This is a genomic window from Methanocellales archaeon (genome assembly GCA_028715985.1).
GTDB lineage: Archaea > Halobacteriota > UBA148 > UBA148 > UBA148 > UBA148.
This window is the reverse complement of record JAQUQR010000006.1, coordinates 41,025-56,836: the sequence shown is the minus strand read 5'-3', so window position 1 is coordinate 56,836 and position 15,812 is coordinate 41,025. Positions and strand designations below refer to the sequence as shown.

The 15,812-nt window shown below is 46.4% G+C and carries 14 protein-coding genes; 12 read left to right on the top strand and 2 right to left on the bottom strand.

The window, feature by feature from the left end:
* Window positions 1-40 precede the first annotated feature (40 nt).
* From PHI74_06220 to PHI74_06185, 8 genes are all read left to right on the top strand, one after another.
* Entirely contained in the window at window positions 41-1,243 is a 1,203-nt protein-coding gene (locus PHI74_06220) for an ammonium transporter (GenBank protein MDD5485602.1), read from the top strand.
* 18 nt (window positions 1,244-1,261) lie between these two features.
* Complete coding sequence (locus PHI74_06215; GenBank protein ID MDD5485601.1) at window positions 1,262-1,600, top strand: P-II family nitrogen regulator; 339 nt, start codon at window positions 1,262-1,264, stop codon at window positions 1,598-1,600.
* A 75-nt stretch (window positions 1,601-1,675) separates the two neighbouring features.
* Entirely contained in the window at window positions 1,676-4,870 is a 3,195-nt protein-coding gene (gene carB / locus PHI74_06210) for a carbamoyl-phosphate synthase large subunit (GenBank protein MDD5485600.1), read from the top strand.
* A gap of 1 nt (window position 4,871) precedes the next feature.
* Window positions 4,872-5,954, top strand: coding sequence for a glutamine-hydrolyzing carbamoyl-phosphate synthase small subunit (carA, locus tag PHI74_06205; protein MDD5485599.1), 1,083 nt, complete (start codon window positions 4,872-4,874; stop codon window positions 5,952-5,954).
* 234 nt (window positions 5,955-6,188) lie between these two features.
* Entirely contained in the window at window positions 6,189-6,797 is a 609-nt protein-coding gene (gene hisH / locus PHI74_06200) for an imidazole glycerol phosphate synthase subunit HisH (GenBank protein MDD5485598.1), read from the top strand.
* 1 nt (window position 6,798) lies between these two features.
* Window positions 6,799-7,623, top strand: coding sequence for an imidazole glycerol phosphate synthase subunit HisF (gene hisF, locus PHI74_06195; protein MDD5485597.1), 825 nt, complete (start codon window positions 6,799-6,801; stop codon window positions 7,621-7,623).
* A gap of 50 nt (window positions 7,624-7,673) precedes the next feature.
* Window positions 7,674-9,173 carry a PIN domain-containing protein gene (locus tag PHI74_06190; GenBank protein ID MDD5485596.1) on the top strand — a complete coding sequence of 500 codons (1,500 nt, stop codon included), beginning with the start codon at window positions 7,674-7,676 and terminating at the stop codon, window positions 9,171-9,173.
* Entirely contained in the window at window positions 9,151-9,546 is a 396-nt protein-coding gene (locus PHI74_06185; GenBank protein MDD5485595.1) for a hypothetical protein, read from the top strand. Before PHI74_06190 ends, PHI74_06185 begins: the two co-directional genes overlap by 23 nt.
* 78 nt (window positions 9,547-9,624) lie before the next feature.
* Here the strand turns inward: PHI74_06185 and guaA are convergent, their stop codons facing one another.
* On the bottom strand, window positions 9,625-11,229 hold the full coding sequence (gene guaA, locus PHI74_06180) for a glutamine-hydrolyzing GMP synthase (GenBank protein ID MDD5485594.1): 1,605 nt from the start codon (window positions 11,227-11,229) through the stop codon (window positions 9,625-9,627).
* Window positions 11,222-11,794, bottom strand: a complete 573-nt coding sequence (locus PHI74_06175; protein ID MDD5485593.1) for a ribbon-helix-helix protein, CopG family — start codon at window positions 11,792-11,794, stop codon at window positions 11,222-11,224. Before PHI74_06175 ends, guaA begins: the two co-directional genes overlap by 8 nt.
* A gap of 185 nt (window positions 11,795-11,979) precedes the next feature.
* Between PHI74_06175 and PHI74_06170 the strand changes: the two genes are divergently transcribed.
* The 4 genes from PHI74_06170 to PHI74_06155 are packed head-to-tail and all read left to right on the top strand — an operon-like array spanning window position 11,980 to window position 15,809.
* Window positions 11,980-13,320, top strand: coding sequence for a glutamine synthetase family protein (locus tag PHI74_06170; protein MDD5485592.1), 1,341 nt, complete (start codon window positions 11,980-11,982; stop codon window positions 13,318-13,320).
* Window positions 13,287-13,541 (top strand): hypothetical protein, encoded by a 255-nt coding sequence (locus PHI74_06165; protein MDD5485591.1) that lies wholly within the window; start codon window positions 13,287-13,289, stop codon window positions 13,539-13,541. Before PHI74_06170 ends, PHI74_06165 begins: the two co-directional genes overlap by 34 nt.
* 48 nt (window positions 13,542-13,589) lie before the next feature.
* A complete protein-coding gene (locus PHI74_06160; GenBank protein MDD5485590.1) occupies window positions 13,590-14,402 on the top strand; it encodes an electron transfer flavoprotein subunit beta/FixA family protein in 813 nt (270 codons plus the stop codon).
* 39 nt (window positions 14,403-14,441) lie between these two features.
* Window positions 14,442-15,809, top strand: a complete 1,368-nt coding sequence (locus tag PHI74_06155; GenBank protein ID MDD5485589.1) for an electron transfer flavoprotein subunit alpha — start codon at window positions 14,442-14,444, stop codon at window positions 15,807-15,809.
* The last annotated feature ends 3 nt before the right edge of the window (window positions 15,810-15,812 follow it).

Here is a 15,812-nt window from a genome sequence, read left to right as displayed (position 1 = left end):
AGGAATATGATAAAAATGAAACAGAGGTGACCCGTAAAAAATGCTGGACAGTGGAGATACGGCGTGGATACTCGTCTCGACAGCCTTAGTCGTTTTGATGACACCCGGTGTTGGGTTGTTCTATGGTGGGATGGTTCGCAAGAAAAATGTGGTGTCAATGCTTTCCCTTTCTTTTGCGGCTCTTGCGCTAATCAGTATTCAGTGGGTTCTCGTAGGCTACAGCCTATCCTTCGGCTCTGACATAGCAGGAGTTATAGGCGGCCTTGGATTTCTTGGATTGATGAATGTAGGCATGGACTGCGGAAATTTGACGATTCCACACTTAGCGTTCATGGCATTCCAACTCGCTTTTGCTGCAGTAACGCTGGCAATCCTAACCAGTACAATGGCTGAACGAGTGAGGATGAGTGCATTCATGATCTTTGGTTTACTCTGGACAACGCTCGTTTACGACCCGCTTGCTCATTGGGTCTGGGGGGGTGGATGGCTTGCTCAAATTGGTGCATTGGATTTTGCTGGAGGTACGGTCGTACACATAAGCTCGGGTTTCTCTGCTTTGGCCTTAGCACTTGTCATCGGCAAAAGACGCGGGTTTGGAGAGGGGGCAATGGAACCCCATAGCATACCCCTAACACTCCTAGGTGCAGCCTTGCTCTGGTTCGGTTGGTTCGGCTTTAACGGAGGTAGTGCCTTAGCTGCAAATGGACTCGCAGCCAATGCATTGGTAGTCACAAACACTTCTGCTGCTGCAGGAGCACTTGGCGGGATGGCTGCAAACTGGATGCAAGGAAAGCCAAGCTCATTGGGCATGGTGAGTGGCGCTATTGCTGGACTCGTTGCGATTACACCGGCAGCAGGATTTGTTACACCAATGTCCGCCATAGCGATCGGACTGGTCGCAGGGGTCATCTGCTACAAGGCAATGCTTTTCAGAATAAAGATAGGGCTTGATGAAAGCCTTGATGCATGGGCGATACATGGAGTTGGCGGGCTATGGGGTGCACTAGCTACGGGAATATTTGCAACTGAATTGATATGTGGATGTTCGGGTTTACTTGACGGGAATATAGGCCAATTCACTGTCCAGATAATTGGTGCTGGAGCGGCAATTATCTACGCTTTCGTTCTGACGTTTTTACTCGCTAAAATCGTAGACATAACGATTGGGTTACGGGTTACAGAAGAGGAAGAATACGTAGGTTTAGATCTCTCACAGCATGGAGAGGGGGCGTATAATAGTTAAGATGTGGTGGAAGAAAGCATGAAGAAGATCGAAGCAATAGTCCGACCTGAAAAACTCAAACATGTTACAAAGGCTTTGGAAGAGTGCGGACAGGTGGCCATGACAATAACCGAGGTAAAGGGAAGAGGAGAGCAAAAAGGAATCACATTACAGTTCAGGGGAAGGAGCATGGAGGTCGATACGCTACCAAAAGTCAAAATTGAAACAGTGGTGAGGGACGATTTAGTTGAACCATTAATCAACGTGATATCGAGTGCAGCAAAAACAGGCAAATTCGGTGATGGCAAGATATTTGTGTCATCTCTGGAGGAGGTGATACGAGTGAGAACAGGTGAAAGAGGAGACGGGGCTTTGTGAGTTTTTTCTTTTCCTTTAAACTTTTATATATGACATGACAATTCCCGACTGGAAGCCAAAATAAAGGGAGAGCTAATGCCTAAATCAGAGAGTATCAAGAAAGTGCTGCTAATCGGATCAGGCCCAATCCAAATAGGCCAAGCTGCCGAATTTGATTTCTCTGGCTCTCAAGCCTGCAGAGCGTTAAGAGAGGAAGGCGTTCGAGTAGTCCTAGTCAATTCTAATCCTGCAACCATCATGACTGATTTCGAGATGGCTGATGTGATATACATCGAGCCATTGATAACCGATGTCGTGGCGAAGATTATCGAAAAAGAGCTGCCCGATGGCATTTTAGCGGGTTTCGGTGGTCAAACAGGGTTAAACATAACAGCAGAGCTGGCAGAAGCAGGCATTCTATCCAAATATAACGTACAAGTGCTGGGCACACCCTTGGAAGCAATTTACAATGCAGAAGACCGCGAGCGATTCAAGCAAACAATGGAACGCATAGAAGAGCCTGTTCCGCGCGGATTCACCGTTACCTCTATCGAGGAGGCTGAAGCCGTAGCCACCGAACTCGGGTTACCACTCATTGTCAGGCCATCGTACACCCTTGGGGGCACTGGAGGCGGTATAGCAAGGACGACAGAGGAGTTAAGAGAGATCGTTTCCTACGGGCTCCATGTATCGAGGATTCGTCAGGTTCTACTCGAAGAGAGCGTGCTGGGCTGGAAGGAGATCGAATACGAAGTGATGCGCGATGCGAAGGATACCTGCATTACGATTTGTAATATGGAGAACGTGGATCCAACCGGCATACATACCGGGGAGTCAATCGTTGTCACACCATCCCAGACATTGACCGATGAGGAGCACCAAATGTTGCGATCCGCTGCCATAAAGATCATACGCGAGTTAAAACTCGAAGGCGGCTGCAACATACAATTCGCATTGAAAGAGGGCTCTTACAGAGTGATAGAGGTCAATCCCCGTGTTTCGAGGTCCTCTGCACTCGCATCAAAGGCAACGGGATATCCCATCGCCAGAGTGGCAGCAAAGATAGCAATCGGACTACAGCTCGATGAGATAAGAAATGATGTAACGAAGGAGACGCCTGCTTCCTTCGAGCCAGCCATAGACTACGTAGTGATCAAGATACCTCGATGGCCATTTGATAAGTTCCCCAGCGCTGATAGAACCCTGACAACCTCAATGAAGAGCACCGGTGAGGTGATGGCGATCGGACGGACATTTGAAGAGGCATTGCAAAAAGCGCTACGGTCACTGGACATTGACAAAAGCTTCGACAACTGGTCCGATGACGAGTTGAAGTCCCTCCTAAAAACGCCAACTGATGAGCGCATATTTGCCATCTATGAAGCATTGAAGAGGGGGTTCAGCTTAACTGAAATAGCGGATCTAAGCTGTATCGACCCTTTCTTCATTAGGAAGATCGATAAAATAGTGCGCTTTGAGACGAAGTTACAAAAAGACCTCGAGGGCAATTTGCGAGAGGCAAAAAGATTGGGCTTCTCTGATGAACGGATTGCACAGCTAACAGGCAAAAGCAGAGAAGAGATAGCCGATCTCAGAAAAGAGAAGGATATCTTCCCTACGTACAAAATAGTTGATACATGTGCGGCAGAATTCGAAGCAAAGACGCCTTACTTCTATTCGACCTACGAGGATGAGTGTGAATTAAAGTCGTCTGCCAGAAAAAAGGTGCTAATAATCGGAGCTGGACCTATCAGGATAGGGCAGGGGATTGAGTTTGATTACTGTACTGTGCATGCCGTAAAAGCGTTGAAAGAGGAGGGGGTTGAGGCTCACATTATCAACAACAATCCAGAAACGGTATCCACCGACTATGACACCTCAGACAAGCTCTTCTTTGAGCCCTTGACACTCGAAGACGTGATGAACGTGATCGAGAAAGAGCACTATGAGGGCGTGATGGTGCAATTCGGTGGGCAAACATCGGTTAACTTGGCAGTTCCACTAAAGAAGGAACTGGAACGTACAGGATCAAAAACGGTCATCTTGGGAACTGATCCGGAACGTATCGATGCAGCCGAAGATCGGGAACGATTCAGTAAATTACTCCTGCAGTTGAACATCCCACAAGCAGAAAGTGGCTATGCAACCTCCCTAGAGAAAGCGAAGGAGGTCGCATCGCGCATAGGCTTCCCTGTGCTCGTTCGCCCCTCATACGTGTTAGGTGGCAGAGCGATGCAGATCGTGTACGACATTCACGATTTGATAAGATACACGCAAGAAGCGGTTCGTGTATCTAAGGAGAAACCAGTACTCATCGACAAATTCTTGGAAAAAGCTATCGAAGTCGACATCGATGCGGTCTCTGATGGCGAGGATACCCTGGTCGGTGCTATTATGGAGCATATTGAGGAGGCGGGGGTTCATTCCGGCGATTCCAGCTGTGTCATTCCACCCCAATCCCTACCCAAGGAGGTGATTGAGAGAATAAAGGACTATGTAAGGAGAGTAGCCCTCTCTCTGAAAATAAAAGGGTTATTGAACATCCAGATGGCGATTAAAGGGGATGTGATTTATATCTTAGAAGCGAATCCGCGATCCAGCAGGACGATACCCTATGTCGCTAAAGCAAAGGGGATACCTCTCGCAAAGATCGCCGCTAAGGTGATGTTGGGGCATCGGTTAAGAGATTTGAGTTTCATGGAAAGAGAAGTGAAACATGTAGCAGTAAAGGAAGTTGTTTTGCCCTTCTCCAAGCTAAAGGGAGTTGACACCATCCTCGGACCAGAGATGAAGAGCACAGGGGAGGTGATGGGCATCAACGGGAGATTTGATAAGGCCTTTTACAAAGCTGAGCTAGCAGCTGATAACCCACTGCCAATAGATAGCAACAGCACGGTGTTCATTTCGGTGTGTGATGAGGATAAAGAGAAGATTGTGGAAGTGGCGCGAACATTGCAGAAAGTTGGGATCTCCATCGTTGGCACCGAGGGCACGGTGGATTATCTCAGGCAGAGGGGGATTGAGGCGAGAAAATTGAAGAAGATTCAGGAAGGCTCGCCGAACGTCCTAGAGATGATGCATGCGCAAGCAGTGAACCTAGTGATAAATACACTGACGGGTAAACAATCTTCCAAGGACAGCTATCAAATACGAAGGGGTTGTATCGACCTTGGTGTTCCGTATCTAACAACGGTTCAGGCTGCGAAAGCTGCTGCATCGGCAATTGCAAAAATGAACGAGAGCCAAGGGGAGATTGAAGTAAAATCCATAAACGAGTATTTTGCAGGTTGAAATGAAATCAATTCTTGCTCTGGAGGACGGGTCGTTAGCGGAAGGCGAGGGATTCGGAGCTGAGGGGACAGCAATAGGCGAACTGGTCTTTGCAACTCCATTTACTGGCTACGAAGAAGCGCTAACTGACCCTTCATATAAGGGACAAATCTTGATGTTCACCTATCCTCTAGTTGGGAATTACGGAGTAAGCGGAGCCAAATTCCAATCCAACGGAATAAAAGCAGAGGGGTTTGTGATACGGGAAAAATGCGACTTGCACTCGCACTACAAGAGCAGGCAGAGCTTAGATGCGTTCCTGAGAGAGGAGGGGGTGCCAGGAATCAGCGAAGTCGATACGAGGATGCTGACGCGAAAGATACGAGAATATGGCACAATGAAAGCATGTTTATGCAATGGGGACGACGTAGATGGAAGCAGAGCCTTAGAACTCGCGAAAACCCAGCCAGATATCTCAGAACTCGACCTGATTGGACAAGTTACTTGTAAACAAGCTTACAATATCAAGGGGAAAGAGGGATCAAAACGAATTGCAGTACTCGATCTGGGTATTAAGAGAAACATATTGAATAACTTGGAAAAGCGAAATTGGAGCATCTTCGTGTTCCCATCTAACGCAACAGAATCAGAGATAAGAGCGGTAGAGCCTGATGCGTTGCTACTATCCAATGGACCCGGTGACCCCAAGCAGGGGAGCAATGCGATAAAAATAGTCAAGGAAATGGTGGGGGAAATTCCAATTTTCGGTATTTGTCTCGGGTTGCAGATAATCGCACTTGCCCTTGGCTGCGATACATACAAACTGAAATTCGGGCATCGGGGTGCTAACCAGCCGGTGAAAGACCTCAAAAGCGGACGGGTGTACATAACCTCCCAGAATCATGGGTTTGCAGTTGATAAAGACTCGTTGGAAGGGGAAGCAGAGCTAACGCAGATAAATGCAAACGATCACACGGTAGAAGGGTTCGAGAATCCCTATCTTGGTGTCAAATGTGTGCAATACCACCCGGAAGCGAGCCCAGGACCGTTGGACACGGAAAAGTGGTTCTTTGATGAACTCGCGACAAAAATCAACAAATGTTAACCAATTCAGACCAATCGATCCGAAAAATTTGCGAAGAGTTTTGGCTTAAAATTTAGATTCCTTAACTTTCCCAGTAGTCTTAAAATGGATTCAGGAATCATTGGTGAAGGGATCATTGGTGAAGTGAGTGATAGCTTGCTTTAATAGATCGAAAATAAACTGTGTTATAGCAAAGAGTCCAATTACTTTAATGAAAACATCATTCAGTTTTGGAGAAAGATAAGGAAAACAGAAATGATCGCAATAATTGATTATGGGATAGGGAATCTGTTCAGCATTTACAATGGGTTGAAACGCGTGTACGATAAGCCTATGATCGTTTCGTCCGATAATACAGGAAAGCTGGAAGGAGCAGATGGAATTATCGTGCCTGGTGTTGGCGCATTTGACGATTGTGCACGAAATTTCAAACCGTTTTCCCCTATATTAATTGAGATTGTAGAATCTGGCGTGCCTGTTCTGGGTATATGTATAGGAATGCAATTATTTTTTGACGAGAGTGAAGAAGGTGAAGAGAAGGGATTGGGGCTGATACCCGGCAAAGTGGTTCGGTTACCAAAGACTGTGAGAGTGCCACACATGGGCTGGAACAATCTGCATATCCTAAAGCAGTCCAAACTGCTCGACGGGGTTATCGGGGGGGATTATTTTTACTTCGTGCATTCGTATTATTGCGTACCTCAGGAGGAAGAGCATATTGTAGCATCAGTGGAATATGGCTCATATTTAGCAGCTATTGTGCAAAAAAATAACATCTACGGCGTACAATTTCATCCTGAGAAATCTTCAAAAAGAGGTTTGCACATCTTAGAGAACTTTGCAGAGATTTGTGGAGGAAGATAAAATGTTAACAAAGCGTATCATTCCATGCTTGGACTGCGACTTGGGCGTTCCTGAGGGCAGAGTGGTTAAAGGTATCGAGTTTCAACAGATTACGTATGCGGGTATTCCATGGAAGCTAGCGGCGGAATATGGGGGGCAGGGGGCGGATGAGCTCGTTTTCCTCGATATCACGGCATCGAATGAACGACGTGAGACAATGGCGAATGTGATCGAGAGAACGGCGAGTAATGTTTTCATACCGCTCACAGTGGGCGGTGGGATTCGCAGCGTGGAAGATGCAAAACGAATTTTCAATGCGGGCGCGGATAAAATCTCGGTGAACACAGCAGCAATCAAGAATCCAAGGCTGGTAAACGAGATTGCAGGAATGTTCGGGAGTCAGGCCTGCGTTGTGGCAATAGATGCTAAAAGGCGCTATCTTCCGGATGAAGCAGCAGATGAAGAGAGAGAAATCATTGACACTGAAGATGGAGAATGCTGGTTTGAATGCTCCTTCTACGGCGGCAAGAAGTTCACTGGCGTTGATGCGCTGAAATGGGCGCAAGAGGTAGAGGAAAGGGGTGCAGGTGAAATACTGCTCACGAGCATGGACCGCGACGGGACAAAAGACGGATTCGACATAGAGTTAACCAAAGCAGTTTGCGACCGCGTGAACATTCCCGTGATAGCATCGGGTGGATGCGGGGAGCCCAAGCACATGAAAGAGGTTTTTGAAAGCACTGATGTGTCTGCTGCGCTCGCAGCCTCCATTTTCCATTATAAAGAATATACGATCGGTGAAGTCAAGCAGTATTTGGAGGAGAATGGGATTTCGGTTCGGTTGTAAATGGGTGAGCCAAAAAATTGAAAGGATTTTAATGGGGTGGGACTAGGGATATGAGGATCTTATTAGATACAAACATTTTCATTTATCGAGAAGATGATAAGATCATCCCTAAAAATCTCCAAACCCTACTGCAGATATTGGGGAAGATAAGGACGGAAATATTAATCCATCCCCTATCGGCCCATGAATTACACAAAGATAACGATGAAAAAAGGAAAGCGATAATACTTTCGAAAGTAGGCTCATACTCTCAATTGGATTCCCCACCAGACCCAATTACTGACAGTATCTATCTTCAAAAAGTGAAACAAATCAGTAATCATGATAGAATTGATAATAGTATCCTATTTGCAGTGTATAAAAACGCCGTCGATTTCCTTATTACAGAAGATAAGGGAATTCATAGAAAGGCAATAGACATAGGAATTAGCGATCGTATTCTCTTAATTGATGATGCACTTCAAATATTTCAAAATGATGTGAAAATGTCCAAGCCTATATCTCCTCCAGCCTTGAAAGAAGATTATGTCTATAATTTAGATTTGACTGATCCGATCTTTGATACATTGAAAAAGGACTACCAGGAATTCCCCAAATGGTTTGAAAAGATATCGCGAGAGGGTCGTAGGTGTTGGGTACATTATAGACAAGACAATAGAATTGGCGCACTGCTTATATATAAAATCGAAGACGAGCCTATAGATGGAACTCCTCCACTACCTACAAAAAAGAGATTGAAAATCTCACTTTTTATCGTTACAACTGTCGGACAAAAGATTGGCGAATTATTCATCAAGCTCTCCATTGATTATTCTGTCAAGAACAACATCTTCGAGATGTATTTAACTCACTTTACAGAGCCAGATGACCGATTAGTCCATTTAATAACCGAATATGGTTTTAAAAAAGTGTCAGTAAATCGACGAGGAGAGGATATTTTCCTCAAAGAATTAATCGCTGATGTTACGAATATCAAAGATAAACCACCCCTCGGGATAGTAAAAGAATATTATCCAAGTTTCTATGATGGCGTTAATGTAAAAAAATTTATCATTCCAATTCAACCAAATTATCACACCCGATTGTTCACTGATTATACAGGACGTCAAACAAAAATTACTGAGCACAGCGGAGAATTCATTATCGAAGGCAATACGATAAAGAAAGCATATCTCACAAATTCTAAAATAACGAAGACACACAAGGGAGACATCCTTCTCTTCTACAGGTCAAAAGACAAATCCGAAATAACATCGCTTGGAGTATTGGAATCGATCCACAGGAGGTTAACCGATCCAGATAAGATAATTAAGATCGTTGGGAAAAGAACGGTATATTCAAGGATTGAAATCGAAGAATTGACCAAGAAACCAACAACGGTTTTGCTTTTCTATCACATAAGCCACCTACCCAATCCGATTCCATTTCACGACCTGAAAGAGATTGGAGCCTTATTTGGTCCACCTCAATCCATTTGTGGGATTGATGAAGACAAGTATCACGAAATAATCAGGAGAAGTGGTATAGATGAACGTTTTACTATCCATTAAACCAAAGTATGCTAACGCCATTTTAAGCGGTGAAAAGGAATATGAATTCCGAAAGGTCATATTCAAGGATAGGAACGTGGAAAGGGTCTATATCTATTCCTCCTCCCCAGTTAAAAGAATTGTCGGGGTATTTATTGTCGGCGATATCATCGAGGGCCATCCAGAACGAATCTGGGAAAGATGCCAAAAGAAATCTGGAATAAACAAAGAGGACTTTTTCAACTATTTCAACGGCAGTGAAAAGGGATACGCCATCAAAATAGATGATCTGGAAACAATCGAAGACCCAATAGATCCAAGAAGTCTTTCTTCGGATTTCGTCCCCCCTCAATCTTTCTGCTATTTCGATACCCTATCAATCGGAGGGCAATGAGATGAATGAACTCCAAGACGGCTTCAAGATGACCGAACTTTGGCCTCTGTCTGAGAGTCTTCAGCTTGATTACTTCTTTCAACACGGCTCTATGGTCGCCGGCGGCTTCGACGAGATCGCGTATGCCACCCAGGTCACGCCCTTTACTTCATTGGTTATTCGGTTGCTCATGCGCTCCAACACCTCATAGGGAAGCTTCACGAAATCCGCGGTCATCGCATCCTTCGATTCCACCACGCGTATGGTCACGATTCTGCCCACTTGTCGGGCATCGCCCAGGACTCCGGTAGCCACATCATCACCAACAACAGCAAACGCTTGCCAGACTCGGTCATACCAGCCGCTAATTATCAACTCCTCCTCGACAATGTGGGAAGACTCACGACAAATGCGCAATTTCTCTTCTGTAACTTCGCCCAGTATCCGGGCAGCAAGTCCAGGCCCGGGAAACGGATGTTGTTTGATTATCTTGTTTGGAATCCCGAGACCTTTTGCAACCTCCCGAACCTCATCCTTGTACAAATCCTTGATAGGCTCGATCAACTTGAAACCCAATCTCTCAGGTAATGCACCCACATTGTGATGTGATTTTATACGTGATGACCTCTCAGAAGTTGCCTTGGCGCTCTCTATCCTATCTGGATATATCGTGCCTTGCGCGAGGAAATCAACTCTACCGATCCTTTTCGCCTCCTTCTCGAAGACCTTTATGAACAATTCTCCTATCAACCTCCGCTTCGCTTCGGCATCTCTTACGCCTTTTAATGCCGCTAAAAACCGTTTCCTCGCGTCAACAACCACCAGTTTAATCTGGAAGCTCTTCTCGAATATCTTGATAACCCTCTCCCTCTCACCCTCGCGGAGCAGGCCGGTATCAACGAATATGCATGTCAGCCGGTTACCGATGGCCTTGTTTACAAGCAATGCTGTGGTAGATGAATCAATACCGCCACTGAGCCCACAGATCACCTTTCCCTCGGCACCAACCTCTTTCCTTATCTTGGCTATTGCGTCCTCAATGAAAGAGGCTATTTCCCAATTGCGCTCACATTTGCAGATTTTATACAAGAAATTCCAAAGGATATGGTCGCCCATCTCGGTATGATGCACCTCTGGATGGAATTGAAGGCCATAGATGTTATCTCTGACCCGAAATGCGGCAACAGGTGAATTGGCAGCGGTGCCTATCACATCCGCACCGTCAAATCTCTCGATCACATCACTGTGAGACATCCACACGGTGGTCTTTCCTGTTTCACTGACTCCCTCGAAAAGATCAGTAGAGGAAAAGGATAGCTCTGTCTTCCCAAACTCGCCCATCCCTCCTGTCGTCACGACACCACCCAGCATATCCGCAAGGAGCTGTGCACCGTAGCAGATGCCGAGGATTGGCACATCTAAAGCCACGATTTCAGAAGCACAGCGTGGGCTAGAAGGCTCGTGTACACAAAATGGACTTCCTGAAAGGATAATGCCTCTGATTTTACCCTCCGCTCGCTCTATTCCTCGCCTAAGCTCTTCGATCGGTACATCATACGGTAAAAGCTCGGTATAGACGCCAAGCTCCCTACATCGCCTAACGATCAGGTGGCTGTACTGTCCCCCGAAATCTAAAACCACTACCCTGTCTTTTTCTTGTCCAGAAACCACTCCTTGGTTTCCCATAGCCATCGCTTTACTCATTTACCCTGCTCTTTCCGCTATCCCCATTCAAAACCTTTAACCGCAACTTCGCCAAGTCCTCCCTTATTTCCACACTGAAGCCCATCCCGCTCAAAATCCCTTGAAGAAGCATCTTGACGAACTTCTTCAGCACCTCCGAACTCAATACCAGAGTGAACTCGTTCTTGGAGGTCTGTGTCACGGTGAAAAAATTGCAGGCCTCCAGACGTCTCAGAATCTCCTCAACATGGAAATATTTGTGCTTGAATTGATCTGCGTGCGCCTCGCATATCGCCTTATTCAACTCCCAGAACTTCTCCTGATCAGGATGCGTTTCGATGAACTTCAGAAAGAGCAGCCAGTGATCGATATCCATGATGACGTGCTCGCCAAGCCCAAGCATCTCAGCATGAGCATAAACCTTCTGATCTTCAATGGATTCAAAGAGTGCCCTATGCTTGCTATAAAATCTCAATGCATCCCGCATGAGTTCACTCTGGGATACGCCCAATTCGTCCCTCATTGTTTTGAACAGCTTGAAGACGTCTTCATCCATTGCTACCGTGATTCGTTCTGGTGCTTTCATTTTATTACCATCAGCATAATTAGCTCTGTATCTGAATAAATATTAATCCTTCAATCAATTAATAATCAACATTTATTTATTGTATTTAGTCGATTGTATACCTATTCATAATTTTTGTGTTTTTTTCTTAAATAGAATAAGGATATTATATCTTAAATTATGGAGTAGAGGTGGTGAAGTATCAGATGAAAAAAAATACAAAAATGAATACAAAAGAGGATGTATTGGGAGCAGTCGATAATGTAGAAGTAAAGTTCGTGCGGCTCTGGTTCACAGATATTCTCGGACAGTTGAAGAGTTTTGCCGTTACACCGCGCGAATTGGAAGGTGCTTTCGATGAAGGCATGGGATTTGATGGCTCATCTATACAGGGATTTGCACGGATTGATGAGAGTGATATGGTAGCGAAACCAGACCCATCGACGTTCCAGATTGTTCCATGGCGCAGTAAAGAGAGTACCGTTGCGCGGATGTTCTGCGACATCTTAAAGCCAGACGGTAGCCCCTATGAGGGGGACCCAAGGTACATCCTGAAGAAGAATCTGGAAAAGTTGAAGCGGGAGGGTTTTACGTTCTACATAGGCCCTGAGCTGGAATATTTCTACTTCAAGCAGAACAATAAGCCCGAAGTGCTGGATCAGGGAGGCTACTTCGACCTGACTACACTGGATGCTGGAAGCGATCTGCGGCGAGACACCATCTTAACGCTGGAAGCCATGGGAATCGAGGTAGAATACAGTCACCATGAAGTCGCACCCTCGCAACACGAGATCGACCTCAGGTACAAGGATGCACTGACCATGGCAGATCAAGTGATGACATATCGGATCGTGGTGAAGGAGGTTGCACAGCAATATGGGTATTATGCCACCTTCATGCCGAAACCGATTTTTGGGGTGAACGGCTCAGGCATGCACACCCACCAGTCGTTATTCAAAGGAGATAAGAACGCATTCTTTGACCCGAACGACGAATATTATCTTTCAGAGTTCTGTAAGGGATACATAGCAGGATTGCTAAGAAACTCATCAGAGATTACGGCAATCACCAATCAATGGGTAAATTCCTATAAGCGTTTGGTGGCTGGGTACGAAGCCCCAGTGTACATTTCATGGGCACGACGCAACCGATCAACACTCGTTCGAGTTCCGATGTACAAGCCCGGGAAAGAAAAGGCCACAAGGATAGAATTCCGCAGCCCCGATCCTGCATGCAATCCTTACCTGGCATTTTCGGTAATGCTCGCTGCTGGATTAGATGGCGCAAAAAACAAGTATGAGCTACCAAAACCCATCGAAAAGGATGTATATGGGATGAGTGAGGAGGAAAAGGCAAAGGAAGGAATAAAATCGCTTCCAGGAAGTCTGATCGAAGCGATTGCACTGAGCGAGCGGAGCGAACTGGTAAGAGAAGCATTAGGCGACCATATCTTCAGGAACTTCATAACCTCGAAGAAGGTTGAGTGGGACAGGTACCGCATAAACGTTAGCGAATGGGAGTTGCAGAAATATTTAGGCGTGCTCTAATCAGCAAAATATTGTGTGCCCTGAGATTCTGTGAGAAAAGGTATGAGGAGATGGAGAGTATGAGCAAGGCTCTTATTGAAAAAACATTGGAAAGGATTTTTGGCAACCAAATTAAGGCCGCAAAGATTCTGGGGGATAAATCGAAATACCCTGATGTCGAAAATAAGGAAAATTTGGGATTAGCGTCAATAGATGGCAGTATCTTGGATTTTTCGTGGTAGGGATTGGTTAAGCAGGGGATTATTTGTGCCTTTGAGGAGATGCAGTAGATGTTAGTGGTTACATGTGTCAAACAGGTACCAGATACCACTCAGGTCAAGATTGACCCAGTCAAAGGCACTCTAATTAGAGAAGGTGTGCCTTTTATTATGAATCCGTTTGATACCCACGCCCTAGAAGAAAGCCTCAGGCTTAAAGACGAATACGGGCTTCGGGTAGCGGTAATTTCGATGGGTCCTCCCAATACTGAAGTTACGCTGAGAAAGGCTCTAGCCCTGGGAGCGAGCGAAGCCGTACTTTTGAGCGACCGCGTTTTTGGCGGAGCTGATACCTTGGCAACCAGCATGGTTTTGGCTGAGGCCATCAATCGGCTCGACCAGAAGGAGGAAGTGGCGGTGGTGCTTTGCGGTCGGCAAACCATTGATGGCGATACGGCTCAAGTTGGGCCGGGCATCGCCACCCGTCTGGGATACTCACAGCTGACCCTGGTAGACCGTATCGAGAATTTAGACCTGCAAGCTAAAAAGGTGAGGGTCAGACGTAAACTCGAGGGTCGACATGAACTAGTGGAGGCACCCTTACCGGTGATGATTGCCGTGGTTCAAGAGATTAACAAACCGCGCTATCCTACGGTGCCAATGCGGCTGATGGCTGAGAGTGCCACGGTGACATTGTGGGACAACAAAGAGATGGAACTAAGCGAGGAAACCATCGGACTCAAGGGTTCGCCTACACAGGTACGCAAAATCTTTTCGCCAGAGAGAGCCAAGGGTGAGATACTAGGCGATGGCACCAGTAAACCAGAGGAGGCTGCCCATTTATTATTGGACAGGCTGATAGAAAAAGACCTTCTTAATCTATAATTGATATCAAGTCAAGTTAAATAAATAAAGGGTCTATAGATGAAAAAGAAGAATAAAATAAAGAAACCCCATGGGGTAGCTCGACTCATTCCTGGCAAGTGCATCGCCTGTGGTGCCCGTTGCCAGGCTGATTGCCCCAAAGACGCCATAGAAATGAATGACAAAGGCGAGCCAATCATAATTGTAGAGAATTGTATCGGCTGCCGCAAGTGCCTCGAGATTTGCCCGGCTGACGCTCTTGAAATATACTATACTCCAAAGGAGCTGAAGATTCTCGCTGAGATAGCTGCTCAAGCCGAGGCAGTAGATGCCCCCGAAGTCGAAGAGGTGGGTGCCGAGAAAGCGGCGGTGCTGGCCAGGATTAAAGAGTACAAGGGCGTCTGGGTCTTTGTGGAGCAGGCTGAAGGCAAACCGGCTGGAGTTTCCTGGGAACTGCTGAGTGTAGGTGCTGACCTGGCTAAAATCCGGGGCGTTGAGCTTTGCACTGTGGTCATTGGCGACAAGATGGAGGCTCTTTGTCAGGAGTCATTTGCCTATGGCGCTGCCAAGATATACCTGATTGACGACCCGGTATTTCACTATTACCGCACCGAGCCATATTACAAAGCCATTTGTTACCTGATTGAAAAGTATAAACCAGAGATTGTGCTAGTGGGTGCCACCGGCTTGGGGAGGGATTTAGCCGGGGCCGTAGCAACACAACTCAAGACCGGATTGACTGCAGATTGCACCGATCTGGCAATTGACGACAGAGGTTTTTTGCTGCAGACACGTCCTGCCTTTGGTGGCAATATCATGGCTACCATTTTGACCGAACGCAACCGTCCGCAGATGGCCACGGTTCGACCGCATGTGATGCCCATGCCAGAGAAGGACAGTTCCCGCAAGGGTAAGATTGTCCGTGAGTCCATACCGGTGAAGGAAGAGGATGTTGGGGTCAAGGTTCTGGAGATAACTGAAGTTGACAAACAGGGTGTGGATGTGGCTGCTGCAGATGTAATTGTCTCAGGCGGGCGAGGCATGTGCGCTCCAGAGAATTTTCACATCCTGCAAGAACTGGCTGACGAACTAGGTGGTGTTGTCGGTTGTTCCCGGGCTGCGGTTGAGGCAGGCTGGATGCCGGTGGAACGTCAGGTCGGCCAAACTGGCAAGACGGTTAGACCCAAGATTTATATTGCCTGTGGCATCAGCGGCGCTATTCAGCACCTGGTGGGCATGCAGACTTCGGATGTGATCATCGCCATCAATACCGACCAGCATGCACCCATCTTTGAGGTAGCTACTTATGGAATTGTGGGTGACCTCTTCAAGATAGTTCCAGCCATTACCAATCGTATTAGAGAATTGCAAGCCAAAAAGAGCAAGTTATTGCGTAGTGCAGGATTACTGACAACAGAAAGGGAGTAAACT

Coding starts and splice junctions, on each gene's coding strand:
- hisF (MDD5485597.1), top strand. CDS start 6,799: ATGTTAACAAAGCGTATCATTCCATGCTTGGACTGCGACTTGGGCGTT.
- PHI74_06220 (MDD5485602.1), top strand. CDS start 41: ATGCTGGACAGTGGAGATACGGCGTGGATACTCGTCTCGACAGCCTTA.
- PHI74_06155 (MDD5485589.1), top strand. CDS start 14,442: ATGAAAAAGAAGAATAAAATAAAGAAACCCCATGGGGTAGCTCGACTC.
- hisH (MDD5485598.1), top strand. CDS start 6,189: ATGATCGCAATAATTGATTATGGGATAGGGAATCTGTTCAGCATTTAC.
- PHI74_06170 (MDD5485592.1), top strand. CDS start 11,980: ATGAAAAAAAATACAAAAATGAATACAAAAGAGGATGTATTGGGAGCA.
- PHI74_06185 (MDD5485595.1), top strand. CDS start 9,151: ATGAACGTTTTACTATCCATTAAACCAAAGTATGCTAACGCCATTTTA.
- PHI74_06175 (MDD5485593.1), bottom strand. CDS start 11,794: ATGAAAGCACCAGAACGAATCACGGTAGCAATGGATGAAGACGTCTTC.
- PHI74_06190 (MDD5485596.1), top strand. CDS start 7,674: ATGAGGATCTTATTAGATACAAACATTTTCATTTATCGAGAAGATGAT.
- PHI74_06165 (MDD5485591.1), top strand. CDS start 13,287: ATGGGAGTTGCAGAAATATTTAGGCGTGCTCTAATCAGCAAAATATTG.
- guaA (MDD5485594.1), bottom strand. CDS start 11,229: ATGAGTAAAGCGATGGCTATGGGAAACCAAGGAGTGGTTTCTGGACAA.
- PHI74_06160 (MDD5485590.1), top strand. CDS start 13,590: ATGTTAGTGGTTACATGTGTCAAACAGGTACCAGATACCACTCAGGTC.
- carA (MDD5485599.1), top strand. CDS start 4,872: ATGAAATCAATTCTTGCTCTGGAGGACGGGTCGTTAGCGGAAGGCGAG.
- PHI74_06215 (MDD5485601.1), top strand. CDS start 1,262: ATGAAGAAGATCGAAGCAATAGTCCGACCTGAAAAACTCAAACATGTT.
- carB (MDD5485600.1), top strand. CDS start 1,676: ATGCCTAAATCAGAGAGTATCAAGAAAGTGCTGCTAATCGGATCAGGC.